The sequence below is a fragment of the uncultured Pseudokineococcus sp. genome, from assembly GCF_947499845.1.
GTDB lineage: Bacteria > Actinomycetota > Actinomycetes > Actinomycetales > Quadrisphaeraceae > Pseudokineococcus.
In genome coordinates, this window is record NZ_CANMPM010000007.1 from 68,390 (window position 1) to 94,819 (window position 26,430).

Here is a 26,430-nt window from a genome sequence, read left to right on the forward strand (position 1 = left end):
ACCGCCCAGGCGGCAGCGCCGGGCTCCGGCCGTGCTGACGCCGGCGCGCGTCCGGTCGGCGCTGCGGCGCAGGGCCCGGGCGAGCCGGTTGCTGCTGGCAGCAGGGCGTGCGGTGTCCGTGCCCGTCGTCTGGCGCTCGCCGCTCTTCGACCGGTCCTGGTACGAGGCGCAGGTGGGGCGGCGGCTGCCGGGGCGCACGGCAGCGGTCCTGCACTACGCGCGGCACGGCTCCCGGGCGGGCCTCAGCCCCTGCCGCCTCTTCGAGGCGGAGTGGTACCAGCCGGCGCGCTGGCGCACCGCACCCCTGGACCCCTTCGCCCACCTCCTCCTGAGAGGGCGGCCCGACGCCCAGCCGCACCCCTTCTTCGACCCCTTCGGAGCCGGCGGTGGGCGCCGGCCGGTGCCCGAGGTCGTGCGGGACTACCTGGCGGCGGCCACGCCCTCGTCGCCGCTGCCGCTGCCCCCGGAGGACGGGCGTCCGGGTGGTCCCTCGGCCGCCACGGCACCCGCCCTGGGGCTCCGGCTGCCGCCCGGTGCCCGGCCTGTCACGTGGGGTGGTCTGCGGGCCGCCCAGGACGAGGCGGTACGCCGCCACCACGAGCAGGAGCGGCTCCGGCGGGACCCGCGGCTGACCCCCGCAGCGGCCCGCGACCCCCGGCAGGACGCCACCACCGCGCGAGCCTGGGCCGACGCCCCCCTGCCGCAGCACGAGGGGCCCCTCGTCACGGTCGTCATGCCCGTGCGTGACCGCGAGGCGGTCGTCGGCCGTGCGGTGCGCTCCGTCCTGGCGCAGACGCTGACCTCCTGGGAGCTGCTCGTCGTCGACGACGGCTCGCGGGACGGGACGCGCGCCGCCGTCCTCGCCGCCGCGGACGGCGACCCGCGCGTGCACCTGCTGGACGGCCCCGCCCGGGGCGTCGCGGCGGCCCGCAACGCCGCCCTGCCCCGCGCGCGGGGGTGGTGCACCGCCTTCCTCGACTCCGACAACACGTGGGAGCCGGCCTTCCTGCGCACGGCCGTGGCCGTCATGCACGCCCGGGAGGCCCCCATGGTCCACGCGGCGGCCCGGGTCGTCCGCCCCGGCGGCGACCTCGTGCGCGACCTTGACGCGCAGGTCGAGCACCTCGCGGTCCGCAACCACGTCGACCTCAACGTCCTCGTCGTCCGCTCCGACCTGCTCGCCGAGGTGGGCGGGTTCGACGAGGAGCTCCGCCGCACGGTCGACTACGACCTCGTGTGGCGGCTCGCACGCCGCTCCCGGCTCGTCCACGTGCCGCTGGTCGGGGTCGTCTACGACGACGACCGGTCGGGAGACCGCCTGACGACCACCCAGCGCCGCTCGTGGAAGGAGGTCGTCCGCCGCCGCCACCTCGTCGACTGGGACGCCGTGGCCGCCGCGCCGCGGCCGGAGGGCGTGACGAGCGCGCTGCTCGTCGCCCGCCGAGGGTGGCAGGAGGTCTGGCGCGCGGCGACGGGGGTCCTCTCCGACGTCGCGGGCGGGGGCGCCGACCAGGTGGTCCTGGTCGACGCGGGGCTCCGGCTGTCGGTCGCCCGCCTGCTGGGTGCGCTCGCCCTGGTCGACCCCAGGGTCGTCGTCCTGCGCGCGCCGGACGACGTCGGCGTCCCGCTGGGGCTCGACCTCGCCCTGGCCGCGGCCGAGGGCGACGTCACCGTCCTGCTCGCCGAGGACGCCGAACCGGCGCCCGGGGCGCTGCGCGCGCTGCGGACGGCGGTCGACGGCGGCGCGCCCGCAGCCGGTGCCCTGCTCCTGGACCACCGGGATCTCGTGGTGGCGGCGGGGACCGGCGGGACTCCCGGCGAGCCGGAGCCGCTCCTGGCCGGTCTGCCCGCCGACGACGCCCGTCGCCTCGGGGACGTCGTGCCGGTGCCCGCCCTCCGGGGTGAGGCGCTCGCGGCGCGCACCGAGGACCTCGTCGCCGTGCGCGGCCCCGACCCCCTCCTCGCCGGCGGCGGGTGGGACCTCGACCTCTGCCGGCGCCTGGAGGGGCGCCGGGGGGCGCCCCCCGTCCTGCTCACCGGCGCGGTCGTGCGGGTGGGCGCGGCCGTCGGCACGTCGCGCCGAGCCGGCTCCGCGCCGGTCGCCGACCCCGCCGAGGTCGCCGCCGACGCCGCTGAGAACGCTCGTCGGTGGGGGGCCGCGGCCGCGGGGTGGGCGGACGTGACCGCGGCGCTGCGCCGGAGGGCCGACCCGCGGTACCGGCCGGCCGCCACGGTCGTGGCCGAGTCGCCGCCGCGGCTGCGCTGGGCCGTGCGCACCGCCGCGCTCGCCGGACCGCGGGGAGACGTGTGGGGCGACCGCTACTTCGGCCGCGCCGTCGCCGACGCCCTCGCCGCCCTCGGTCAGGAGGTCGTGGTCGACACGCGGCACTCCCTGGGCCGCAGCACGGCGCAGCTCGACGACGTCGTCCTCGCCGTCCGGGGCAAGGTGCCGCTCGCGCCGGCCGACGGCGCCGTTCGGCTGGCCTGGGTCATCAGCCACCCGGACCTCGTCGGCGCGGACGAGCTGGCCGCCTACGACCGGGTCTGGGCGGCGTCGGCGGTCTGGGCCTCCGACCCGGCGCGCGGGCGCCACGTCGGCACGCTCCTGCAGGCCACCGACCCGGCGCTGTTCCACCCCGCCGCCGAGCACGAGGACGTCGAGCGGCACGAGGTCCTCTTCGTCGGGAGCTCGCGCTCGGTGTACCGCCCGGTCGTCCGGGTGCTCGTCGAGGCGGGCCGGGACGTCGCCGTCTACGGCGGCGGCTGGGAGCGCTTTCTGCCGCCGGGCGTGCTCCGCGGCGCCGGGATCGACAACACCGCACTCTCAGCGGCCTACCGGGGCGCCGGGGTCGTCCTCAACGACCACTGGGACGACATGAGGCGGGCCGGCTTCGCGTCCAACCGGCTCTTCGACGCGGCGGCCTCGGGGGCGCGCGTCATCAGCGACCATGTCGAGGGCCTCGAGGAGGTCTTCGGCCCGCTCGTGCGCACCTACCGCGACCAGCAGGAGCTTCTCGCCCTCGTCGACGAGGGGCCGGCCGGCTTCCCGCCGGACGACGAGAGGGCTCGTCTCGGCCGCCTCGTCGGCGCCGAGCACTCCTTCGCCGCACGGGCACGGGTCCTGCTGGACGCGGCGCTCGCCGTCCGGGCCGGGCGCCCGGGTCGCTAGCACGGACCGCGCCGGGCGTCGTCGACGTCCTCGGCCGCCGCCCGGTCGGCAGCCGTGGACGCGCGGTCGTCCGCCGGCGCGTCGAGGTCGTATTGGTGCGGGACGTCGTCGGGGACCCTGAGGAGGGTCGCCCGGTCGGTCGTCACCTCGACCCGGAGGCCGGGGACGTCCTCGAGCCAGCGCGCCAGGACGTCCTTCTCCTCGGGGCGGTCGGTGTCGTCGAGGACGACGGCCGCACCGGGCGCGAGCCTGTCGACGAGGAGGGGGAGCGCCGGGCGACGGGCCATGGGCCCCGTGCCGCCGGGCGGGCCGTCGACGAAGAGCAGGTCGACGACCGGCGGCAGGCGCTCGAGGAGCGCGTCCGAGTACCAGTCGGTCGTGTGGCCCTCGGGGGAGGTGGGCCCGGGCAGGGGGGCGAGCGGCCCCACGAGCACCTCGCCGAGGTCGTCGAGCTCCGCCGCCCGCAGCGTCCGGCGCGTGGCCTCGGCGAAGCGCTCCTCGTGCTCGACCGAGACGACGCGGCCGCCGCCGCGCTCGCGGAGCGCGGCGGCGACCCACGCCGTCGACGTGCCGCTCCCCAGCTCGACCACGGCGGGGTGGCGGTCGCGGCCGAGCACCTCGCGGACGAGGAGCAGGACGGTCTCGGGCGTGGCCGCCCACCCCGCCGCTCCGCCGGGAGGGGGCAGGCGGGTCGAGCCGGGGAGCAGGTCGCGCAGCGCCAGGAGCGACCACGTGCCCACCTCGGAGGCCCGGACCCCCCGCCAGACGGCGGGCGCCACCTGGTGGGTGGCCACCCGGGAGGCGACGCGCGCGTCGACGTCCCGCACCAGCCCGGCGAGGTGGTCGAGCGCCGCCTCGGTGGACGAGCGGGCTGCGGCCGCGGCGTCGAGCTGCGCCCGCAGCGCCTCGTCCCGCCGCGCGTCCTCCGCCCTCGCGACGCGGAGCTCGGCGAGCAGGTCCTCGAGCTGGCGCCGGACGCTCAGCGCCTCGGCCCGGGCCCCTCTGGCCTCGCGCCTGGCCTCGACGACCTCGGCGCGGAGCCGACGCCACTCGGCTCCTGCGCCCGACGCGCGGGCGAGGACGACGGCGAGGGCGCGGGGCGCGGACCTGCGCGGCATGGGGCTCCTCCTGTGGGCGGGGGCGGGCGCCTCCGACGGGGAGGCTAACGACCTCCGCCCTGCGGCTCGCCGAGCCGACGCCGCCCGGGTGGTGCTCGTCCTGCGCGCTCCAGCGCGCCCGCCCACCCGTCGAACCGCAGCCATGACCTCGCGACCGACCGCCTCCACCACCCGCCGCGCCCTCGCCGCCCTCGTCGCCGTCGCGGCGACCGGGCTGGGCGGTCTCCTCGGACCGCCGTCCGGCGTGGTCGCCGCCACCGCGGCGTCGGCCGCGGGCGTCTGCCCGGCGGCCGGGGGCGCCGTGGTCCCGGCGGCCGCGGCCCCCGCCGGTGCGCCCGACGTGGTGCTCGACGGGCACGGGTGGGGCCACGGCATGGGCATGAGCCAGTACGGCGCGCGCGGCGCGGCGCTGCTCGGCTGCTCTTCGACCACCATCCTCACCACCTACTACCCGGGCCTCGTGCCCGCTCGACGGTCGGTGCGCCCGACCGTGCTCGTCGACCTCCTGACGGGTGGCGGGGCGACCTCGCGCGCCGAGGTCCGCGCCGACGACGGCCCCGTGCGCTGGAGCAGCGGCACCCAGGAGGTCGTGCAGCCGCAGGGGGCGACGTGGACGGTGCGCCGGGCCGCGGGGGACCGGCTCGAGGTCCTCGCCGGCACGGATGCCGGCGCCGTGGCGCCGCGCGGGTTCGCGCCGACCGCCGGCGCCCTCGTCCGCGCCGAGAACGGCGGCCGCGAGGTCCGCGTCTCGACGTGGGCCTCGTCCGGGGCGACGCCGCTCGTGCGCCGCTCCGACGCCGACGCCACCCGCTTCGCCCCTCGTCGCAGCGGCCTGGAGGTCCGCGCCGTCCTCGTCGACGGCGACCGGGGCTCCGCCGTCGACACCTACCTCCGCGGCCTCGCCGAGATGCCCGTCTCCTGGCCCCAGGCCGCGCAGGAGGCCCAGGTCGTGGCCGCGCGCACGTTCCTGCTCGGGAAGTACGTGGCGTCCGAGGACGCCTACGTCGTCCGTCCCACGACCGCCGACCAGGTGTGGACGGGAGCCGAGCGCCGGGCGGAGGACGCCCGCTACGGCGGTGGTCTCGCCCGCGCGGTCGCCGCGACGTCCACCAGGTCGGGCGGCACGGTGATGACGACGCCGTCCGGCGCGCTCGCGCGTGACCTCCTGTACGCGTCCTCGCACGGAGGCTGGTCGGAGACCAACACGTACGTGTGGGGTTCTGCGCCCGTCGCGCACCTGCGCCAGGTCGACGACAGCAGGTGGGAGCTCGCCTCGGGCGACCCCAACGCCTCATGGTCGGTCGGGCTGACCTGGGCCGAGGTCGCCCGGGCTTTCGGGCTCTCGACGGCGACGGACCTGCAGGTGGCGCCGCGCGGCTCGGCGGACCGCACCGAGGTCGTCGTCGTGGGCACCAGGGCGGGGGCGCCGGTGACGCTCCGCGTGACCGGCCAGCGCGCGCGCGACGCCCTGCGGGCGGTGTCGCCGTCGGTGCGCTCCAGCGGCTTCACCGTCCGCCGGAGCGCGGGACCGGTGTGCCTGCCAGGGGCGACGAACGGCTGAGCGGTGAGGCCCCTCGATGCTCGACGGGTCCAGGGGCGACTGGCCACGAGGAGAGTCGCCCCCCGCCGAACGCTAGGACGTCCGGCGCGCACCGGAGGGGCACGACCACGGCTCGGCCGGGGCGGCGGGCGAGGTACCGGCGAGGGCTGGCTGGTCGGCCCCGGGCACAGCAGGACAGCCGGCCGTCGTCGCCGTCCCGGAGACGTCCGAGTGGGTGACTGGTGGGACCGCTGCCGCGCTCGCTGGGCAGACCCCCTCGCCGTGGACGGCGGCGCTGTGCGATCACGCGGTCGAGACGGGCAACCCAGCCGGGTACGCGCTCGGGAGGTCGAGTGGGGGCGGCGCCCCCCTCGAGCACGACGTCGCCCCCCCTGCAGGCGACAGCTCCCGGCGGTCACGGGGCTCGGCGGCGTCGGTAGGACGAGCGCCTCGACCCTCCGGTCACCGCCTGGACCGACGTGCGCCCCATCGCTCCGGACTGCTGCACGGGCAGGTGAACGGCGTCACCACGAGCCCGCGGGCGAGCATGGCGAGCCACCCGTCGAGTGCGGGCTCGGGTGGCCCCACCCCCTTCAAGACGGCGTGACCGGAGTTCGAAGTTCGTGGCGGACTCGGGCTTCAGCGTCGTCACCCGCCTGACGACTACTCGAGGGTGAAGCATTCCAGTCGCCCGTCAGGAGCCCGTCCCGTGTCACGTCACCTCATCCGCCTCGGTGGGGCGCTCACGTGCGCCGTCGTCGTCACCCCACTCGGCCTCGTCACGGCACCCGCGCACGCCGTGCCGGCGGAAGTGGCCGCAGCCGCCGTGGAGAGCGCGCCCGTCGCCACCAGCACCGAGACCGTGTCCGAGGTGGGCGTCGACGCCGCCGCCCTCGCGCAGCTGCGACGGGCCGGCGACTCCGAGGCCAGACCGGCCGTGCTCACCGAGCAGGTGACCACTGACGACGCCTTCGACGTCCTCGGAGTCACGTGGTCCAGTGCCGACACCACCGTCGGTGCGGTCACCGTCAGGGTGCGCGTCCTCGAGGAGGGGGCCTGGTCGAGCTGGGAGGCGCTGCCTGTCGAGGACGCCGGCCCCGACGCCGGCTCCGAGGAGGCGGCGGCTGCGGGCGGGGTCATCGGCACCTCCCCGCTCGCCACCGACGGGGCGCGGGGCTATCAGGTGCGCGTCGACACGGCGACCGGCACGGCCCCGCGGGACGTGCGGGTCCGGGTCGTCGACGGCGGAGAGGGAGACGTCGCGCGAGTCGACGCAGCGGTGGGCCCGACGGCGGCCGCGACCGCGGCCGCGGCGCGGGGAGACGCCGTCACCGCGACGACCGCGTCCTCGCGGGGCCTGGTGACCACAGCGGCCGCTGGGGCGCCGCGGCCCGCCATCGTCACGCGCGCCCAGTGGGGAGCGGACGAGTCGCTCGCCCGCGCCACCGGTCGGAACTCGACCGTGCGGGCGATGGTCGTCCACCACACCGCCTCGTCGAACAACTACTCGACGGCGAGTCAGTCGATGAGCCAGCTGCGCGGGATCTACGCCTACCACACGAAGTCTCTGGGGTGGGCCGACATCGGGTACAACTTCGTCGTCGACAAGTTCGGCACGGTCTACGAGGGCCGACGCGGCAGCATCACCCAGACCGTCCAGGGCGCGCACGCGTCGGGCTTCAACACCGACACCATGGGTGTCTCCGCCATGGGGAACTACGAGGAGGCCGCTCCTAGCTCCGCTCTCGTCAGGAGCATCGCCGCGGTCGTCGCGTGGAAGCTCGGCGAGTACGGCGTCTCACCGACGGCGACGACGACCTTGACGTCGGCCGGCGGCAGCACCTCCCGCTACGGCCGGGGGCGCGTCGTCACCATGCCGACCGTCCTGCGGCACATGGACGTCGGCCTGACCGCCTGCCCGGGAGTCGGGCTCTCCGGGCAGATGGGCACGATCCGCGCTCGCGCGGCGCAGCTGCAGGCGTCAGCAGCTCCGACGCCGACGCCGACGCCGACGCCGACGCCGATGCCGACGCCGACGCCGACGCCGACGCCGACGCCTGTGGCGGTGCCTGGGGCGGCTCAGTCTCTGGTGGGGGACTGGGACGGTGATGGGCGGGACGAGGTCGGTCTGTTCGTCGACGGGGTCGTGTCGCTGCGGCGTGATGACGGCGCTGCCGTGCGTTACCGGTACGGCCGGGCGGGGGACGTGGCGGTGGTGGGGGACTGGGACCGGGACGGCAAGGATTCCGTCGGGGTCTACCGAAACGGCATGTGGTACTTGCGGAACAGTGCGTCGGGTGGGGCCGCGGACCGTGCGGTCGGTTTCGGTCTCGCGGGTGATCGGCCGGTCGTGGGGACGTGGGACGGCAGGAGCCTGGGGTTCGGGGTCGTCCGCAAGGGTCGGTGGCTGCTGAGGTCGTCGGTGTCCCAGGGGCCGGCGGACGTCGTGGTGGACTTCGGTCGTGCCAGTGACCGGCCACTGGTGGGGGACTGGGACGGTGACGGCAGGGACACCCCTGGGCTCCAGCGGGGTGATCTGCGCTTCGCGCTGCCCGGGTTGCGTCAGGTGCCGGTGGCGCCGGTGGGCTTCGGGAGGGCGTCGATGCAGGGCTTCGCGGGTGACTTCGACGGTGATCGTCGTGATGGTTGGGGGGCGCGCAGCGGGGACCACTTCGTGTGGCGGAACGACGTGCGCGCCGGTGTGGCCCAGGGCGACGTTAGGTTCGGCGGATGATCTCCCCCACCGGTCATCGCGGCAGCCGGACGAGGCTCCTGGTCGGACTGATGACGGCCGCTGTGGTCGCGACCATCCCCACCCCGGCGCAGGCAGCTGGGCCCGAGGTCCCCGGGACGGGCGCCTCCGTGGTGTCCGCCGACGACCTCGTGAGGCCCAGCCGGCCTGGGACGGCGAGCGCGCTGGCGGCCGCTGCGCCCGAGCCCGTCAGCCGGTACCTGTCCGCCCCGGAGGCGCTGGCGCCGTACGTGCCGCAGGTGAGTTGCGACCCGGTCGAGCGACCGGGGACGGTCAGGCTCAGAGAGCTGCTGAGGACCACCTACGGCGGGCCTGTCGGCGGCATCACGCGGCCGTGCGGCGGGGCTCGGAGCGAGCACTACGAGGGGCGCGCCTACGACTGGATGCTGGACGCCAGCGACCCGGAGGACGCTGCGAAGGCGAGCGATTTCCTCACCTGGTTGATCGGCCCGGACGCCAAGGGGGTGGCAGCTGGGAACGCGCGTCGCCTGGGCGTGATGTACGTCATCTGGGACAGGCGCATCTGGGGCTCCTACAACGGCGTCTGGAAGTCGTACACGGGAGCGAGTCCCCACACCGACCACATCCACATCTCGCTCAGCTGGGACGGCGCCATGGCGCGCACGTCCTTCTGGACGGGGACGACGGTCGCCGGCACCGACTACGGGCCTTGCGTCCGACAGGTAGGGGTTCCAGCGCCCCCGTACCGCGGCAGGAACACGCAGCCGTGCCCGACGCCGACGCCGACGCCGACGCCGACGCCTGTGGCGGTGCCTGGGGCGGCTCAGTCTCTGGTGGGGGACTGGGACGGTGATGGGCGGGACGAGGTCGGTCTGTTCGTCGACGGGGTCGTGTCGCTGCGGCGTGATGACGGCGCTGCCGTGCGTTACCGGTACGGCCGGGCGGGGGACGTGGCGGTGGTGGGGGACTGGGACCGGGACGGCAAGGATTCCGTCGGGGTCTACCGAAACGGCATGTGGTACTTGCGGAACAGTGCGTCGGGTGGGGCCGCGGACCGTGCGGTCGGTTTCGGTCTCGCGGGTGATCGGCCGGTCGTGGGGACGTGGGACGGCAGGAGCCTGGGGTTCGGGGTCGTCCGCAAGGGTCGGTGGCTGCTGAGGTCGTCGGTGTCCCAGGGGCCGGCGGACGTCGTGGTGGACTTCGGTCGTGCCAGTGACCGGCCACTGGTGGGGGACTGGGACGGTGACGGCAGGGACACCCCTGGGCTCCAGCGGGGTGATCTGCGCTTCGCGCTGCCCGGGTTGCGTCAGGTGCCGGTGGCGCCGGTGGGCTTCGGGAGGGCGTCGATGCAGGGCTTCGCGGGTGACTTCGACGGTGATCGTCGTGATGGTTGGGGGGCGCGCAGCGGGGACCACTTCGTGTGGCGGAACGACGTGCGCGCCGGTGTGGCCCAGGGCGACGTTAGGTTCGGCGGATGACCTGCGGGTGAGCAGGGTGGTCGGATGGCGACGGCAGGGCGAGCCCGTGACCGGCGGGGACTGTCTGTAGGGTCCGACTCGTCTCGGTCGGCGCAGTGCCGGCCGACGAGTCGGGCCCTCGTCAGTGGTCCCGTGGAGGAGACGAATGGCATTCGCCGCGGCGCGCAAGGTGCGGATCCTCTCCGAGGCTGTCCGGAGTTACCTGACCGACAAGGACGTCCGCAGCGGCATCGCCTTCCACGCCCGCGAGGGCCGGTGGCCCGGCGCCGCGGCGTCGTGGTCCCGGTCGGTCACGCCGACCGCTCCTGCGCCGACGGGCGCCCCCGGGGTGGCGCTGCCCGGCGGTGCCGACGAGGGCACTCCGGCCGTCCCGGTCCCGCGGGTGCGTCTCGGGGAGATCGCCCGCGGCGGCTCGACGTTCGAGCGCACGTCCCTCATGGACGCGCCGCCGCACGTCAACCTCGTCCTGCCGGGCCTCGACGTCGACCGCATCTACGCGGGCCTGCTGACGGCGATGACGGTGGGCTGGCGCCTCGCCGAGGCGCGCGGGGTGCCGCTGCGCGTGGTGCTGACGAGCGAGGCCGTCGGCGCGACCTCCACCCGCACGCTCCGCCGCTGGTTCGTCGACAACGGCTTCGACCCCGCTCGGGCGGCGACCGTCGACCTCGTCGAGCGGGCCCAGGTGCCCTCGGCGACGTTCGGCACGGGCGACGTCTGGGTGGCGACCTACTGGACGACCGCCCACGCCCTCGACCTCGCCTGCCGCCGCGGCGCCGTCGACCGCTCCCGCGTCGTCTACCTCGTGCAGGACTTCGAGCCGTCCTTCAGCGGCTGGAGCGACCAGTACGCCATCGCGGAGAGCACCTACCGCGCCGGCTTCACGCCGATGGTCAACTCGCGCTCCCTCGCCGACTACCTCGCGTGGGCGGTCGGTCTCGAGGTCGACCCGCAGGTCGTCTTCGCCCCGCACCTCGACCTCCCCGCCCTGCAGGGCGCGGCGGCGGCCTGGGAGCCGGGCGACCCCGAGCGCCCGCGCGTCTTCTTCTACGCGCGCCCGCGGCACCCCCGGAACCTCTTCCGCATCGGCATCGAAGGCGTGCAGCGCTTCGCCGTCCTCGCCGAGGCTGAGGGCCTGCGTCCGGACGTGGTCACGGCGGGTGACCTCCACCGGGACGTCGCGCTGACGCCGACGACGGTGGCCCGCAGCGCGGGCAAGCTGTCGATGGCCGACTACTACGGGCTCGTGGGCCGCACCGACCTGGCGCTGTGCCTCATGCAGAGCCCGCACCCGAGCCACATGCCCCTCGAGCTGGCGTGCAGCGGCGTGCCGACGGTCACCAACAGCCTCGGCGGCTTCCGGGGCGACTGGCACGACCGCCTCGTGCGCGCCGAGGCCGACCCCGACGCGCTCGGCGCCGCCCTCCTGGAGGCCTGGCGGACCCGGCCCGAGCAGCACGCCTTCGCGCCCCCACGCGGGCTCGGAGGCGAGCTCGACGCGGCCGTGGCCGCCGTGGCGCAGCGGGTGCCCCGCTGAGCGCCGGGGCCCTGGACGGGGCGCGACGAGTGGCCGGGAGGGCCGCCCGTCGCACGTCGCAGCGCGTCCGCGCGACCGCGGCCCTCGCGCCGCGGCACCCCACCGCCACCCGGGACGAGGCCCGCGTCCTGGCGTCGGGCCTCTTCGACGCGCGGTGGTACCTCGCCCAGGCGGCCTTCCTCGGCGACGACATCGACGAGCTGGCCGCGCTGCGCCACTACCTCACGAAGGGGCGTCGGGCGGGGCGGACGCCGCACCGCTGGTTCCTGCCCGAGTGGATCGACCCTCGCGGATGGGCGACGGCCGACGAGGACCCGCTCGTCACCTACGTCCGGCGCCCCTCGGTGCGCCGGACGTCCTCGCCGCACCCCTGCTTCGACCCGGCCGCGCACGTCGCACGGCACCCCGGTGCCGCCCGCCACCCGATGGGCCCGCTGGGGGACCTGCTGGACCGCGGCCCCGAGGCCCCGGTCGACGTCGCCGGCCCCGCTGGGACCGTCGTCACGACGCGCGGCGCGGTCGAGGCGCTGCTCGACGAGCACCTCGCGCGCTGGGCCGGGCAGGAGGCGCTGCGCACCGCGCCGCGCAAGACCGAGCGCTTCGAGGAGCCCTCGGGCGCCCGCACCCTGACGGCCGAGGAGGCCGCGCGCCTGGCCGCCACGTCGGTCTCCGTCGTCGTGCCGGTCTGGGAGCGCCAGGACCTCGTCGAGACGGCGCTCACCTCCGCCCTGGCCCAGGAGGGCCTCGACCTCGAGGTCGTCGTCGTCGACGACGGCTCCCGGGACGGCTCGGTGGCCGCGGCGCGCGCCGTGGCCGCCCGCGACCCGCGCGTCGTCGTCGTCGAGCGTCCGCACGAGGGGGTCTCGGCCGCCCGCAACGCCGGCCTCGCCGTCGCGCGCGGCGAGTACGTCGCGTTCCTCGACTCCGACAACACCTGGCGCCCCGGCTTCCTCGCGCGCATGGTCGCCGAGCTGCGGCGCAGCGGACGCGACGTCGGCTACGGCGTCGTGGCCATGGACACGGGCGAGCGCACGGTCTATCGCGCGCTGGACGCCGGACGCAGCCACCTCGAGGTCATCAACCACGTCGACCTCAACGTCCTCGTGGCCCGGGCCGACGCCGTCCGCGCCGTCGGCGGCTTCGACACCGACCTCAAGCGGGCCGTCGACTACGACCTCGTGTGGAAGCTGGCGTCCGCCGGCCCGCTGGAGTTCGTGCCCGTCGTCGGCGTGGACTACCACGCGGACGACTCCGACGTCCGCCGGATCACCGTCACGCACGGCGACAGCTGGGGCGAGGTCGTCAAGAAGCGCCGCCTCCTCGACTGGGACGCGGTCGCGGCGGCGCCCCGTACGGCGGGGACGACGTCGCTCGTCGTCGTCACGCGCGACAGCCCGCGGGCCCTCCTCACGGCGCTGCAGGGGCTGTGCGCGGGGGAGGGGGCGCCGGACGAGGTCGTCGTCGTCGACGACGGCTCGCGACTGTCCGCCTCGCTGGCCACGGCGTGCGCGGAGCTGGCTCTGCCCTCGCTGCGCGTGCTGCGCCGTCCCGTGCAGGAGTTCTTCGCCCTCGGCGCCGACACCGGCTTCGCGGTCACGCACGGTGACGTCGTCGTCCTCGCCGACGACGACGTCTCGGTGAGGCCCGGGGACGTCGGGCGCCTGGCGGCGGCCCTGCGCGAGCGGGGCGCCGCCGCCGTGCAGCCGGTGCTCGTGACCCGCCACGGCCTCGTGCAGCACGCGGGGACCGTGCTGGAGACCTCGACCTCGCTGCCCGTGCCCTTCCTCGCCGGCCACCACCCGGACGACGTCGGGGAGGAGCCCTTCGAAGTCCCGGCCCCTGCGGCCTCGTTGCTGGTCCTCGATGCGGCGCAGCACGCCGCGGTCGGCGGCTTCGACACGCGTTTCCGGAACGGCCTGCACGACACCGACCTCGGGCTGCGCCTGCGGAAAGCGGGTGGCACGGTCCTCGTGGACCCCCGGGTGCACGCGGTGCACGTCGGCCGATCGCTGAGCCGTGACGACCCCCAGGCGCACCACAACTTCCGCCACTTCGTCAGCCGCTACGGCGGGTCCCGCCCCGACCCCGCGCCGACGTACGCCGGCCGCGGGCTCGAGGTCGTCGGCTGGCAGCCGCCGCCGGTGGGGGAGCAGGGAGCGCCGTCGCGTCCTGCGGTCCCGCTCGTGCGCCGACTCCGGCCGGTCCGCGCCCGCGTCGAGGGGCACCAGGTCCCCCGCATGCACTGGGCGATCAAGACCGCGGCGCCGTTCCGCGGAGCCCAGCGCTGGGGTGACGAGCACTTCGCCGAGAGCCTCGCGCAGGGGCTGAGGCGCCTCGGCCAGCACGTCGTCGTCGACACCCGCGACACGCGCGTGCGCCCGAGCGCCCACCTCGACGACGTGGTCCTCCAGCTCCGCGGCCTCATGCCCCTGCCGCCCCAGCCGGGGGCCGTGAACCTCGCCTGGGTCATCAGCCACCCCGAGGACGTCCGGCGCGAGGAGGTGCTGGGCTACGACGGCGTCTTCGCCGCGAGCGAGACGTGGGCGGAGCAGGCCACGCGTGCCTGGGGCCTGCCGGTGCACCCGCTCCTCCAGTGCACCGACCCGGCGCGCTTCCACCCGGACGCGGCCGTGGCGGACACCGGGTACAAGTTGCTGTTCGTCGGCAACTCCCGGAACATCCGCCGCCGCGTGGTCGGCTGGGCCGTGGACGCCGACGTCCGGACCGACGTCGTCGGCCAGGGCTGGGACGGGGTCGTCCCCGCCTCATGGGTCCGTGGCTCTTACCTGCCCAACGAGGGGCTGTCGGCGGCCTACCGCGCCGCGGGCGTGGTCCTCAACGACCACTGGGACGACATGCAGCGGGACGGCTTCGTCTCCAACCGGCTGTTCGACGCCGTCGCCTCGGGCGCCCGCGTCCTCACCGACCCGGTACCGGGCCTGGAGGAGCTCTTCCAAGGGTGCGCCGTGGCCGTGCGGGACGCCGACCACCTGCGCGCGCTCGTCGACCTGCCGCGCGACCAGGTCTTCCCGCAGTCCGACGAGCGGGCCGTCATCGCCGACCAGGTACGGGTGCAGCACTCCTTCGAGGCGCGCGCGCGGACGCTGCTCACGCACGTCCTGAAGTTCAGGGGTGACCAGCCGCTGCAGGAGCCCTCCGCAGGGTGACTCCAGGTCACCGGCCGCGCTGCCGACGAGAACGAGGACCGAGTCGTCGTGCACCTGGGAGGTCCTGATGGTCGTGGCGTGGCGCCTGTCGTCCGTGGTGGTCGCTCTGGCGGTGGCCCTGGTGTGCTCGGTGCTGACTCCGGACGCAGCACGGGCTGAGGCGACGACGACGTCGAAGACCGTCGTCGTCCGGCCAGGGGAGAACATGAAGGCGGCGTTGGAGGGGCTCCGTGCAGGGGACACCCTGCTCGTCGCGCCCGGGCGGCACAGCATCGGTTACATCCGGCCCCGTCTCGCGCCGGGGACCGCTTCCCGTCCCGTCACCGTCAAGGCCCAGGTCTGGTCGGCTCCGCCCACCCTCGTGGGTGGTCTGCTCCTGACGAGCCCGGACCACTGGACCTTCCATCGGCTGCGCGTCGAGGGTACGGCGGCCCGAGCCCCGGGACTGATGGTGGACGGCGGCGTCGGCTGGCGGGTGTCGGCGAGCGAGTTCTGGGGAGCGCGAGGGTCGGACGCCTACGCCAACGTCGCCATCGCCGGCGGCAACGGCTACCCCCGCGGCTTTCTCTTCACGGAGAACTGCGTCCACGACGCGGCCCGCTCCCAGCGCGTCAAGACGGACCACAACATCTACGTCAAGATCCATGGCGGACCTCGCTCGAGCGGCACCATCTCTCGCAACGTCATCTTCGGCCACCCGAACGGCGCCGGCATCAAGCTCGGCGACGGCGGGCAGCCGGGGGCGCCTGGCCCGTGGGGGGTGGTCGTCCTCAACAACACCATCCTCGACGGCGGCCGTCAGGTGCTGATGAGCCACGACGTCAGGGACAACGCCGTGCGCGGCAACCTCCTCGGACTGTCGGTCGAGCCCTTCACCCCCCAGGACCGGCGCACGACCGGCATCTACGCCCTCATGGTCGGTGGGACGGGCAACGTCGTCGAGAACAACTACGTCTTCTCGGCCGACATGGCTGTCCGAGACCCCTTCGGCAAGGTGCGGGTGGGACAGGACACCGCCGTCCGTCCAGCACCCGCCCTCGCCAAGCGCAGCACCTGCTCGGTGACACCGACCTCCTGGCAGGCGCGCTACTACGGGACCACCAGCAGGGGGACCTACTTGGACTGGTGAGGTGAGGGACGCAGCACGCGCCTTGTCCCCGAGCGCCCGGCGGACCGGGCAGCGCGAGGACCGGGGCGACGCTGGGTAGTCTCTCGGACCCCGCCCTGACCAGCCCGACCGGAGGCACCATGAGACTGCTCGTCACCGGAGGCGCCGGCTTCATCGGCGCGAACTTCGTCCACCAGACGGTCCGGGAGCGCTCGGACGTCGAGGTCACGGTCCTCGACGCCCTCACCTACGCGGGCGACCGGGCCTCGCTGGCCGAGGTGGCCGACCGGGTGTCCTTCGTCGAGGGCGACGTCGCCGACGCCGAGCTCGTGCAGCGCCTCGTGGCGGACGCGGACGCCGTCGTCCACTTCGCCGCCGAGAGCCACAACGACAACTCGCTGCACGACCCGAGCCCCTTCCTGCGCACGAACCTCCTGGGCACCTACGCGCTGCTCGAGGCGGTGCGGGCCCACGACGTCCGCTACCACCACATCTCGACGGACGAGGTGTACGGCGACCTGGAGCTCGACGACCCCCAGCGCTTCACGGAGCAGACGCCCTACAACCCCTCGAGCCCGTACAGCTCGACGAAGGCCGGCAGCGACCTCCTCGTCCGCGCATGGGCGCGCTCCTTCGGCGTCCGCGCCACGATCTCCAACTGCTCCAACAACTACGGGCCGTACCAGCACGTCGAGAAGTTCATCCCGCGGCAGATCACGAACCTCGTCGACGGCGTGCGACCCAAGCTCTACGGGGCCGGTGAGAACGTCCGCGACTGGATCCACGTCGACGACCACAACCGCGCGGTCTGGGACATCCTCGAGCGCGGCCGGTCGGGCGAGACCTACCTCATCGGCGCCGACGGCGAGCTGAGCAACAAGCGGGTCGTCGAGCTCGTCCTCGAGGCGTTCGGGCGCCCGGCGGACGACTACGACCACGTCACCGACCGCGCGGGGCACGACCTGCGCTACGCCATCGACTCGTCCAAGCTGCGGGGCGAGCTGGGCTGGACGCCGCGGTACACCTCTTTCGAGGAGGGGCTCGCCGCCACCGTCGACTGGTACCGCCACAACGAGGACTGGTGGCGCCCGCGCAAGGCGACCACGGAGGAGCGGTACCGAGCTGCAGGGGAGGTGCGTCTCTGAGCCGAGGGCGAGTCGCGCTCGACCCACCTGTCCGGAGACGTACCCTGCACCAGTGCCCAGACCCACCCCGTTCCGGCCAGACGGCGGGGTCCTCGTCGTCGTCCCTGCGTACAACGAGGCCGCAGCGCTTCCTGCCACGCTGGCGGAGATCTCTTCCTGCGCGCCCGGGGTCGACGTCCTGGTCGTCGACGACGGGTCCACCGACGACACCCGCCTGGTCGCCCGCGGACGCGGCGTGCCAGTCCTCGTGCTGCCCTTCAACCTCGGGGTCGGGGGCGCCGTACGCGCCGGCTACCGCTACGCCCTCCGGTGCGGGTACGGAGCCGTCGTGCAGGTCGACGCCGACGGGCAGCACGACCCTGCGGACGTCGAGCGACTGGTCGCGGGCCTCGCGGAAGCGAACGTCGTGGTCGGCGCCCGGTTCGCGGATCGCGGGACCTTCGAGACGTCGAGAGCGCGGCGCCTGGCGATGACCCTCCTGGCCCGGACCATCTCCACGATCGCGCGGCACCGGCTCACCGACACCACCTCGGGCTTCAAGGCCGTCGACCGGAAGGCGTTGGCCTTCTACGCCGCCAACTTCCCCGCCGAGTACCTCGGAGACACCGTCGAGGCTCTGGTCATGGGCGCACGTGCTGGGCTGGTCATCCGGCAGGTGCCCGTCGAGATGCGCCAGCGCCGGGCCGGCACGCCGAGCCAGCGCTCGTGGAAGGCAGGCCTGTACCTGGGTCGAGCTGTCGTCGCCCTCTTCATGGCGCTGATCCGTCGTCAGCCGGCTCTCGAGACTGCGTCATGACGGTCAACGTCCTGTACATCGTCGGCGCGGCGGTGTGCTTGGGGCTCATCTTCGAGATGGTGCGCCGGCGAACGCTGAGGGAGAAGTACGCGCTCCTCTGGCTGCTCATCGGCCTGCTGGTCCTCGTCGTCGGGGTGGCCCCGCAGGTCCTCGAGGCGGTGAGCGACGCCCTGGGCGTCGCGGTCCCGGCCAACCTGCTCTTCTTCGTCGCCAGCGTGACTCTGCTCCTCGTCTCGGTGCAGCAGAGCAGCGAGCTGGGGCGGCTCGAGGAGCGGACACGGACGCTGGCGGAGGAGTGCGCGCAGCTCCGGTTGCTGGTGGAGACGGGACGGCACGAGAGCTCCGAGGCTGGTGCGGAGGACCAGACGGTCGTGCAGAGGGGCGAGGGGCTGACGCCCGGTAGCGAGGCTTGAGCGAGGCGCCGGTGGTGAAGCGCCCGTCCGTCCGGACGTTGCTCGCCTACCTCTTCGTCGGAGGGCTGAGCTACATCATCGATCTAGGGCTCTTCCTCCTGCTGGGCCGGGGACTGGGCTGGGGTGTCGTGCCGGCCGCGACCGTGGGCTACTGGACCAGCGTCATGGTCAACTTCTGCCTCAACCGGAGCGTCGTCTTCAGCTCGACGCACCGCCTGCGACGCGGTGCCGTCAGGTACGGGCTGCTGCTGCTGGCGAACTACCTGGCCACTCTCGGCATCGTGACCGGCTTGGTGAGCCTCGGCACGGCGGACGCGCTGGCCAAGACAACGGCAGTGGCCGTCATCGCGGTGTGGAACTTCTTCCTCTACCGCGCATGGGTCTTCCGATGATCGGGAAGGACCCGGGCGTGACGGGGCGCAGCCGGGACTGGCTCATCTTCCCGGTAGCCGTGGTCGTGGCGGTCATCGCTCACTGGCGCGTGCTGCTGGGGCGAGGGCTGTCGGCCGTCGACGTCCTCGGGAGGTACAGCCCTTGGGCCACGTCCTCCCCGTCCGAGGTGCAGAACCGCCTGCAGACGGACATCGCTCAGATCGCTCCCCAGACGATCGCCTTCTACGACCGTCTGCGCGCAGGGGACTTCCCCCTGTACGACCCGACGACCGCGGGTGGCATGCCGTGGGGCGTCTTCCCGCTGAACAACAACAGCGGCCTGCTGTCGCCGACGCAGTGGTCTCGCCTCGTCCTCCCGGACGCAGCGGCGGACTCCCTCAGGGTCCTCGTGCCGCTCGTCGTGGCGCAGGTGTGCCTCTTCTACCTGCTGCGTCGTCGGGGTCTCAGCCATCTGCCTGCCGCTGTAGGGGCGGTGGCCTTCGCCCTGGCCGGCAGCCTCTGGGTCTACGACTACCGCGTCGTGGCCGTCTACCTCCTGCCCATGCTCCTCCTCGGTGCGGATCGTCTCCTCGGAGGGCATGCACGGTCGGGAGGCGCCCTTCTGGCGATCGGTACAGCGACGAGTCTTCTCGAGGGGTACCCCTCGACGGCGGCCGCGAACTGCGCCGTGGTCGCGCTCTACGCCGTGGCAGGAGCACGGGCAGACCGGCGCGGCTGGCGCCCCGTGGGGGTGACAGCCCTCGCCGGTGCCCTCGGGGCGGGGATGGCGGCCCTGCACATGCTCCCGCTGCTCGAGGTCGTCCGTAACGGGAACTTCCTCTCCTTCCGCTCCTTCGGCCCCGACGCGCACCTCCCTCCGCAGTTCCTCTTCAGCACGTTCGCCTCCAGGGTGACCGGTACCGACGTCTTCGAGTACTACGGGCTGAGCGACGCTGACGCCGTGGCGGCCAACCTCCACGTGGGGTCGGTCGTGACCGGTCTCGCCGCCGCCGGGCTCGTCCTGGTCGTCGCGGGGCGTGCACCAAGCCGGATGGCCCCCCTCTGGTGGGCGGCGGTGCTGCCCGGCGGCCTCCTGCTCACGGCGACGACGATCGGTGGACCGCTGCTCACCGCCTACTACGCCGTCCCGGTCCTCGGCGACTCCACGATCCCAGCCAGTCGCCACGTCGTCGTGCTCGGTATGGCGGTCGCTGCCGCCACGGCCCTGGAGCGTGCTCGAGGTGGTGGCAGGGACGAGGTGTCCTGGTCACTGCGGGTAGCAGCTGCCGTGGCGGCGTTCCTGCCGCTCAGCGTCGTGGTGCCGGCGACGGTCTCCTTGCGGGCCGCTGTCGATCGACGCCCGGACCTGACCGAGGGGCTCGGGGTGGCGCTGTGGGTCCACGGTGCCGTCCTCCTGCTGGTGGCCGTGTCCGTCCTCTCGACCGTGGTGGCGCGCTCACTGGCTCGGGAGCGGGCGTGCAGGCGTGCGCGCCGTCTGACCTCGCGAGCCGCGCTCGGTGTCGTCCTGGTCGTGATCGTCGCGCAGGCCGTCGTGCCTTGGCACGGTTTCATCGCCGCGAACGAGGCTGACGCGTACTACCCGGTCACTGACGGCCACCGAGCTGCTCGGACCTTGCTCGGGAGCCAGGGACGCCTCTTGGGAGTCGACCTCGCCTACATGCCGAACACGAACGTCCTCTACGGCATACCGGACGTCCGGGGGCACGCCTTCCCTTTCGGTCCCTACCGTCGGCTGCTCGAGGAGGTCGTGCCGCCAGAAGGGCTCGAGAGGGTCTTCATCCAGGTCGACGCCGAGGCGCCGTTCCGTTCGCCGTCCGTGCTCGACGAGCTCGCCGTGTCCGTCGTCGCCCTCGAGGCGGGAGCTCGGCCCTACCTGGAAGACACCCCGCTGAGCGTCGTCACAGCCGACGGTCTGGGTGAGGCCGAGGGGCTCACCGCACGCGTCCCGACGGGGGCGGATGTCGCCAGGCTGGTCGTCAGCAGCCAGGGTGCGGGGTGCAGCAGCTCGCTGCTCTCACTCCGATCGGCGACCGGTGAGACGTCGCAGGTGCGCCGGCTCCGCTCGGCGGCAGAGCCGTACGCCCTCTACCTCGACACCCTCGACCTGTCCGACCGCCTAGTCCGTCTCGATCTCTCCGCGGTCGACACGGAGTGCGTCGTCCACGTGGAGGCTGCCGGCGAGCAGCAGCTCGCCATCGCCACCTACGCCTCGGACTCACGCCTACCCCTCGTGGACGCGCACGACTCGTGGCTGTACGTCCGTGAGTCGGCGTTGCCCCTGGTCGGGGCCTCGAGCCGCTGGACCTGCGTGCCAGACCAAGACGCTGCTGTCGCGACGATCGAGACGAGAGAACGTGAGGAGCGAGGTGCTGTGCTGGTCGGCAGATGCCCGGCCGGCGGAGAGGTCGACGTGGGGGTGGATGTCCTCAGCGCGAGGGTCGACGCTGGGACGGTCGACGCCCAGACGCAGTCGGAGGTCCCCCACGTCCTCGAGGTCCGGCTCAACGCCTGGCCGGGATGGCGCGCCACGGTGGACGGTGAGGAGGCCGAAGTGCTCTCGCTGAACGGCGCACAGCTAGCCGTGCGCATCCCGGCGGGCACGCACGACGTCCGCCTGGAGTACCGCCCGACGAGCTTCGCGGCAGGGCTCGCCATCTCCGGGGTGGCCGGTGCGGTGGGTCTCCTCCTCCTCGTGCGCGAGGGACGTCGGCGCCGGAACGGCGGAACTACGAGGGAGAGGGCGGACGAGGCGCACCTGAGGTGGGCGCGCTCGAGCGCGTGACGGTGCCGTGCGTAGCCTCGCCCGCGTGGAGCTGCTGACGGGCGTCGTCCGGGACTACGAGTGGGGGTCGCGCACCGCGCTGCCCGAGCTGCTGGGCCTGGCGGCCGACGGCCGCCCCCAGGCCGAGCTGTGGCTCGGGGCCCACCCCGGCGCCCCGGCGTCCGTGGCGGGGGAGCCGATGGACGCCGTCGTCGGCCGCGACCCGGCGGGCGTCCTCGGCCCGCGCGTGCGCGGGCGCTTCGGCGACCGGCTGCCGTACCTGCTCAAGGTGCTCGCCGCCGGCGCGCCCCTCTCGGTGCAGGTGCACCCGAGCGAGGAGCAGGCCCGCGAGGGCTTCGCGCGCGAGGAGGAGGCCGGCGTCCCGGCCGACGCTCCGCACCGCAGCTACAAGGACCCGCACCACAAGCCCGAGATGGTCGTCGCGCTCACCCCCTTCGAGGCGCTGTGCGGGTTCCGGGACCCTGCGGTCGCGGCGGCCGCGCTGCGGCGGATGGACGTGCCCGCGGCGGCCCGGCTCGTCGAGGTGCTCTCCGGCGACGACGCCCCCGCCGCGATCCGCGAGGCGCTGTCCTACCTGCTGTCCGGCACCGAGGAGGTGGCCCAGCTCGTCGAGGACGTCTCCGCGGCCTGCGCGGAGGACGGGCCGCTTGAGGGCGACCCGGCGGACGCCGTCGAGGCGGCCGGGGAGCCCGTGCCCGGCGGTCCGGCGCCCCTGCCCGACGAGCTCGGCGGTCCGGACGGCGGCCTCGCCGGGGCCGCGGGGGAGCGCGGGCGCATGGAGGAGGTGCCGGACGAGCCCGTCGACGGCGCGGTCGACCCCGACCGCCGCACCGTCGCCGAGCTGGCCGCCCACCACCCCGGCGACCCGGGCGTGCTGGTGGCCCTGCTGCTGCACCGCGTGCGCCTCGAGCCGGGCGAGGCGGTCTGGCTGCCGGCCGGCAACGTGCACGCCTACCTGTCCGGCACGGGCGTGGAGCTCATGGCCGCCTCGGACAACGTGCTGCGCGGCGGGCTCACGACCAAGCACGTCGACGTCGCCGAGCTGCAGCGGGTCGTCGACGCGCGCCCCGTGGCCGTGCCGCGGGTGGAGCCGGTGGCCGGCGACGGGTCGCTCGTGTGGCGGCCCGGCCCCGACGAGGTGGAGCTGTGGCGCCTGGAGCCCGCGGGCGGCGAGGTCGCCGGCCCGGTCGACGGCCCGCGCGTCGTCCTGTGCACCGCGGGCGAGGTCGACCTGGCGGTGGGCGCGGGCGGCGCGCTGCGCCTCGGCCGCGGCGGCGCCGCGCTCGTGCGCGACGACGACGGACCGCTGCGGGTCGCGGGCGACGGCGTCGCCTGGGTGGCGGCCGTCCCGCGCTGACGCCCCGACCCCGGCGGACGCCGGGGACGGGGCTGCCGCAGAAGGGGCCGCGACGCTCAGGCGCGGGCGGTCGCCTGCTCCTGCGCCGCGAGGTCGTCGAGGTCGAGCCCGGCGTCGGCCGCGACGGCGACGACGGACCCGTCGCGCCGCAGCGCCCCGAGCACGAGGTCCGGGTCGAGGTCCTCGGCCGCGCCGAGGACGCGCTCGCCGGGGCGGAACTCGCTGATGCGGGCCAGGTCGTCGGCCAGCTCGAGCACGCGGCGGTCCTGCACCTGCTCGTCGACGGCGAGGACGTCGTCGCGGCCGGTGACCTCGGCGTTGTAGTCCAGCGCCCCGGGAGGGCCGCCCGCCGCGGAGCGGGAGAGGGCGGGGAGGTCGACGACGACGACGCGGCCGGCCGGGCCCACGGGGCCGTCGGCGGTCGTCACGAGGACGGCCGGCGGCTGCGGCTCGAGGTCGTCGAGCACCTCGCCCTCGTCGCCGTCCCACGACGGCTCCGCGCCGACGCACCAGGCGGCCAGGGCGATGACGGTCGTGCGCCACGACGGCGGCAGCGCCAGCGAGACGACGTCGCCGGGCTCGACGTCGCACTCGTTCGCCAGGAGGTCGGCGGTCTTGGCGACCCAGTTGACGAGCACCCGCGCGGACAGCTCGACGCGCTCGCCGCCGGCGCCGTACCAGGTGAGGCGGGGACGCCCCGGGTCGGCGTCGACGAGCGCCTCGAGGAGCGTCGGCACGTCGCGCGCGCGGGCGACGGCGGGCGGCACGGCGGCGCGGGACGGGTCGTCCTGCGGGGGCTGGGGCACGGCGGCTCTCCTCCGGGCGGGGCGGCGGGGGGCGGTGGTCCTGGAGGACCACGCGGTCCTCGACCCTACGGTCGCCGCGGCCCCGCCCGCAGAAGAGCCGCGGCCGCGCACGGGCGTCGGTCCCCGCGTCCCCGGACCTCCCGACACGCGAAGGGGGCGTCAACTTCGCGTACTGGGTCTCTCGGGGGAAAGAGGGCGTCACCTTCGCGTCCTGGGCCGTCTTCGGGGTGGAGGAGGCGTCACCTTCGCGGCCTGGGCCCCTTGGGGGGTGAAGGGGACGTCACCTTCGCGTCCTGGGCCGTCTCCGGGGTGAAGGGGGCGTCACCTTCGCGTCCTGGGCCCCCTCAGGGGTGAAGCAGGCGTCACCTTCGCGGTGGGGGGTGGTGGCGCGAGCTCGAGTCGGCCTCGCCGCGGCGGAGGCGGAGCTGTCGGGGGAGCGGGGCACACTGGCCGCGTGACCGAGCACGACCACCTGCCGCCCGGCGCCCGCGGGCTCCTCGGGGGCCGGGGCGCCGTCGCGCCGGCGCGACGGGCGCCGTCCGGCAGCCCTCCCGGGCGGTCGACCGCGGCCGCGACCCCGCGAGAGCGCATGTGGCGGCCGGGGCGGGCGCTCGACGTCACGGCCGTCCTCTCACCGCTGCGGCGCGGTGCCGGCGACCCGGCCGTCCGCCGGGGCGCCGCCGCGGGCGAGCACTGGTGGGCCACCCGCACGCCCGCCGGCACGGCGCTGCTGCACCTGCTGCCCGTCCCCGCCGAGGGCGTCGTCCGGGCCCGCGCGTGGGGCGACGGCGCCGCGCACGTGCTCGACGGCGTCCCGGCGCTCCTCGGGGACGGCGACGACGACGCCGGCTTCGTCCCGCTGCCGCAGCACGCCCGCCTCGTCGAGGCGCACCGCCGCCACCGCGGGTGGCGGGTGCCGCGGACCGGCGCCGTCCTCGAGGCGACGGCCGGCGCGGCGATCGAGCAGGTCGTCACCGGCGTCGAGGCGCACCGCGGCTGGCGGCGGCTCCTCGAGCGCTTCGGCGACCCGGCGCCCGGCCCCGCCGCGGCCCCCGGCGGCCCGGCCGCCGGCATGCGCGTCCCGCCGTCCGCGGCGGCGTGGCGCGCGGTGCCGAGCTGGGAGTGGCTCCGAGCCGGTGTCGAGCAGCGCCGCAGCCGCGTCGTGCAGACGGCCGCGCGCTCGGCCGAGGGGCTCGAGCGGACGCTGCTGCTGCCGCCGGAGCGGGTCGAGGCGGCGCTGCGGAGCCTGCCCGGGGTCGGGGTCTGGACGGCCGCCGAGGTGCGCCAGCGCGCCCACGGCGACGCCGACGCGTTCTCCTTCGCCGACTACCACGTGGCCAAGGACGTCACCTGGGCCCTCACGGGCGAGGTGCTCGACGACGACGCCTGCGCCGAGGTCATCGAGCCCTACCGCGGCCACCGCTACCGCGTGCAGCGCCTGCTCGAGATGTCCGGCGCCCGCCGTCCGCGGCGGGGGCCGCGGATGACGCTGCCCAGGCACACGCCCGCCACCGCCGGCGGCCGCTGAGGCGTCGGCGCCGGCCCGACCCGGCGGTGGTCGACCTCGTGGGGCGACGCGCCGGCGCCCGCCCCACGGGCTCCACTGCGACAGCGGTGGTGGAGCTCCTGGGACGAGCTGGGCCGGGGTCGTCAGCCGGGCGTCGCCCCGCCGGGCCCGGTGACGACGACGGCCGCGGCCGCGGCCGGTGCGCCGTCGGCGCGCGCGTCCGTCGTCCTCACCTCCGCGTCCAGCCCCTCGGCCCACAGGGCGAGCCGCACCCTCTCGGCCAGGGCGCCGACGGCGAGCGGGGCTCCGCTGACGGCGACGACCACGCCGGCCGCCGACCCCATGTCGACGGTCGGGCCGGCGGGCGGGCCGTCGAGGTCGGCGCGGGCGCCGTCCGGGGCGCCCGGGCCCGTGGCGACGGCGAGGGCGCGCCGCAGCCGCGCCCGGCCCGTGTCGGCCGCCGGGTCGACGGGCGGCGGCTCCACGGCGCCCGGCGGGGAGCCCAGCGCCGCGCGCACCGCCTCGACGTGCCCGTAGGCGAACCAGTCGCTCGGCCCCGTCCGCGTGCAGGCGGCGGCCCCGTCGCCGTCGGGACCGCCGACCTCGGCCAGCGGAGCCGCCGCTCGACCTGAGGTGGAGGTCGAGGGCGCCGACCCGCTGCGCGTCCCGAGGCCGCGGACGAGCGCCACGGGCGTCCCGGCCGCCTTGCCCTTGACGAGGTCGCCGAGGGCCGCGACCTCGTCGGCCACCGCCCGCACGGTGACCTCCATCGGCCGGCCGAAGCGGTCGACCTCCCCCCGCACGTCGTCGAGGGCGGTGAGGCCGGCGACGCCGAGCGCGAGGTCCGTGACGCCGACGCGCCACGGCCGCCCCGTCGTGTCGGAGACGACGACCGCGGGGGAGGCGCCCGTCAGCTCGGTGACGCGCGCGCGCAGGGTGCGGGCCGAGGCGTCGGGGTCGGCCGGCAGAAGCAGCACCGTGCCCGGCTCGACGTCGGAGGCGTCGACGCCGGCGGCGGCGAGGACGGGGCCGCTGCGCGACTGGACGACGCGGGTCGTCGCCCCGCCCGGCAGGCCGCGCTCGGCGACGACGCGCACCGTCTGCGCGTCTACCGCCGCGGCGCGCCCGCGCGCCCGCACCGACCGGCCCTCGGCCTTGGCGACGACCTTGCTCGCGACGACGAGGACGTCGTCGTCGCGCAGGGCGAGGGCCGCCCGCGCCACGGCGTCGACGAGCAGGGCGCCGAGGTCGTGGCCCGGGCGCACCTCGGGGACCCCCGGCAGGGCCACGGCCCGCACGGCGAAGCCGTCGGCCGGGGGCGGGGGGAGGTGCCGCCGGGGGCGTCCGCGCCCGCTGTCCGCGCCCCCACCGCCGGGGGTGGGCGCGCCCGGGCCCTCGGCACCC

General features: G+C 75.6%; 17 protein-coding genes. 14 read left to right on the plus strand and 3 right to left on the minus strand.

What is annotated here, in order from left to right:
* Positions 1-112 precede the first annotated feature (112 nt).
* Complete coding sequence (locus Q0789_RS08690; RefSeq protein WP_298804241.1) at positions 113-3,169, plus strand: glycosyltransferase; 3,057 nt, start codon at positions 113-115, stop codon at positions 3,167-3,169.
* On the opposite strand, the gene Q0789_RS08695 is transcribed toward Q0789_RS08690, so the two are convergent.
* The gene (locus Q0789_RS08695; RefSeq protein WP_298804243.1) at positions 3,166-4,287 is read right to left on the minus strand and encodes a class I SAM-dependent methyltransferase; all 1,122 of its coding nucleotides are present in this window, start codon (positions 4,285-4,287) and stop codon (positions 3,166-3,168) included. The genes Q0789_RS08690 and Q0789_RS08695 overlap by 4 nt on opposite strands.
* A 142-nt stretch (positions 4,288-4,429) precedes the next feature.
* On the opposite strand from Q0789_RS08695, the gene Q0789_RS08700 reads away from it, so the two are divergent.
* The 12 genes from Q0789_RS08700 to manA all read left to right on the plus strand — a co-directional run bounded on the left by Q0789_RS08700 (position 4,430) and on the right by manA (position 22,713).
* Positions 4,430-5,848 carry a SpoIID/LytB domain-containing protein gene (locus tag Q0789_RS08700; RefSeq protein WP_298804245.1) on the plus strand — a complete coding sequence of 473 codons (1,419 nt, stop codon included), beginning with the start codon at positions 4,430-4,432 and terminating at the stop codon, positions 5,846-5,848.
* A 688-nt stretch (positions 5,849-6,536) separates the two neighbouring features.
* Positions 6,537-8,561: a peptidoglycan recognition protein gene (locus tag Q0789_RS08705; protein ID WP_298804247.1), complete on the plus strand. Its 2,025-nt coding sequence runs from the start codon at positions 6,537-6,539 to the stop codon at positions 8,559-8,561.
* On the plus strand, positions 8,558-10,018 hold the full coding sequence (locus Q0789_RS08710) for a hypothetical protein (protein WP_298804249.1): 1,461 nt from the start codon (positions 8,558-8,560) through the stop codon (positions 10,016-10,018). Before Q0789_RS08705 ends, Q0789_RS08710 begins: the two co-directional genes overlap by 4 nt.
* Before the next feature lie 145 nt (positions 10,019-10,163).
* Positions 10,164-11,552 carry a hypothetical protein gene (locus Q0789_RS08715; RefSeq protein WP_298804250.1) on the plus strand — a complete coding sequence of 463 codons (1,389 nt, stop codon included), beginning with the start codon at positions 10,164-10,166 and terminating at the stop codon, positions 11,550-11,552.
* Between the two features lie 29 nt (positions 11,553-11,581).
* Positions 11,582-14,719: a glycosyltransferase gene (locus tag Q0789_RS08720; RefSeq protein ID WP_298804251.1), complete on the plus strand. Its 3,138-nt coding sequence runs from the start codon at positions 11,582-11,584 to the stop codon at positions 14,717-14,719.
* A 67-nt stretch (positions 14,720-14,786) separates the two neighbouring features.
* Entirely contained in the window at positions 14,787-15,848 is a 1,062-nt protein-coding gene (locus Q0789_RS08725; RefSeq protein WP_298804252.1) for a right-handed parallel beta-helix repeat-containing protein, read from the plus strand.
* Positions 15,849-15,967: 119 nt separating this feature from the next.
* Complete coding sequence (rfbB, locus tag Q0789_RS08730; RefSeq protein WP_298804254.1) at positions 15,968-16,972, plus strand: dTDP-glucose 4,6-dehydratase; 1,005 nt, start codon at positions 15,968-15,970, stop codon at positions 16,970-16,972.
* A gap of 52 nt (positions 16,973-17,024) precedes the next feature.
* Complete coding sequence (locus Q0789_RS08735; protein WP_298804256.1) at positions 17,025-17,768, plus strand: glycosyltransferase family 2 protein; 744 nt, start codon at positions 17,025-17,027, stop codon at positions 17,766-17,768.
* Positions 17,765-18,181 (plus strand): DUF2304 domain-containing protein, encoded by a 417-nt coding sequence (locus Q0789_RS08740; RefSeq protein ID WP_298804257.1) that lies wholly within the window; start codon positions 17,765-17,767, stop codon positions 18,179-18,181. The genes Q0789_RS08735 and Q0789_RS08740 overlap by 4 nt, the downstream gene beginning before the upstream one ends.
* A 14-nt stretch (positions 18,182-18,195) precedes the next feature.
* Positions 18,196-18,573 (plus strand): GtrA family protein, encoded by a 378-nt coding sequence (locus Q0789_RS08745; protein WP_298804259.1) that lies wholly within the window; start codon positions 18,196-18,198, stop codon positions 18,571-18,573.
* A gap of 17 nt (positions 18,574-18,590) precedes the next feature.
* Positions 18,591-21,356: a YfhO family protein gene (locus tag Q0789_RS08750; protein ID WP_298804263.1), complete on the plus strand. Its 2,766-nt coding sequence runs from the start codon at positions 18,591-18,593 to the stop codon at positions 21,354-21,356.
* Positions 21,357-21,381: 25 nt separating this feature from the next.
* A complete protein-coding gene (gene manA / locus Q0789_RS08755; protein ID WP_298804265.1) occupies positions 21,382-22,713 on the plus strand; it encodes a mannose-6-phosphate isomerase, class I in 1,332 nt (443 codons plus the stop codon).
* A gap of 56 nt (positions 22,714-22,769) precedes the next feature.
* Here manA and Q0789_RS08760 read toward each other — a convergent pair whose 3' ends face one another.
* Positions 22,770-23,519 (minus strand): TIGR03089 family protein, encoded by a 750-nt coding sequence (locus Q0789_RS08760; RefSeq protein ID WP_298804267.1) that lies wholly within the window; start codon positions 23,517-23,519, stop codon positions 22,770-22,772.
* A 454-nt stretch (positions 23,520-23,973) separates the two neighbouring features.
* Between Q0789_RS08760 and Q0789_RS08765 the strand changes: the two genes are divergently transcribed.
* Entirely contained in the window at positions 23,974-25,047 is a 1,074-nt protein-coding gene (locus Q0789_RS08765) for a DNA-3-methyladenine glycosylase 2 family protein (protein WP_298804269.1), read from the plus strand.
* A gap of 122 nt (positions 25,048-25,169) precedes the next feature.
* On the opposite strand, the gene cofE is transcribed toward Q0789_RS08765, so the two are convergent.
* Positions 25,170-26,324 (minus strand): coenzyme F420-0:L-glutamate ligase, encoded by a 1,155-nt coding sequence (cofE, locus tag Q0789_RS08770; RefSeq protein WP_366917695.1) that lies wholly within the window; start codon positions 26,322-26,324, stop codon positions 25,170-25,172.
* Positions 26,325-26,430 lie beyond the last annotated feature (106 nt).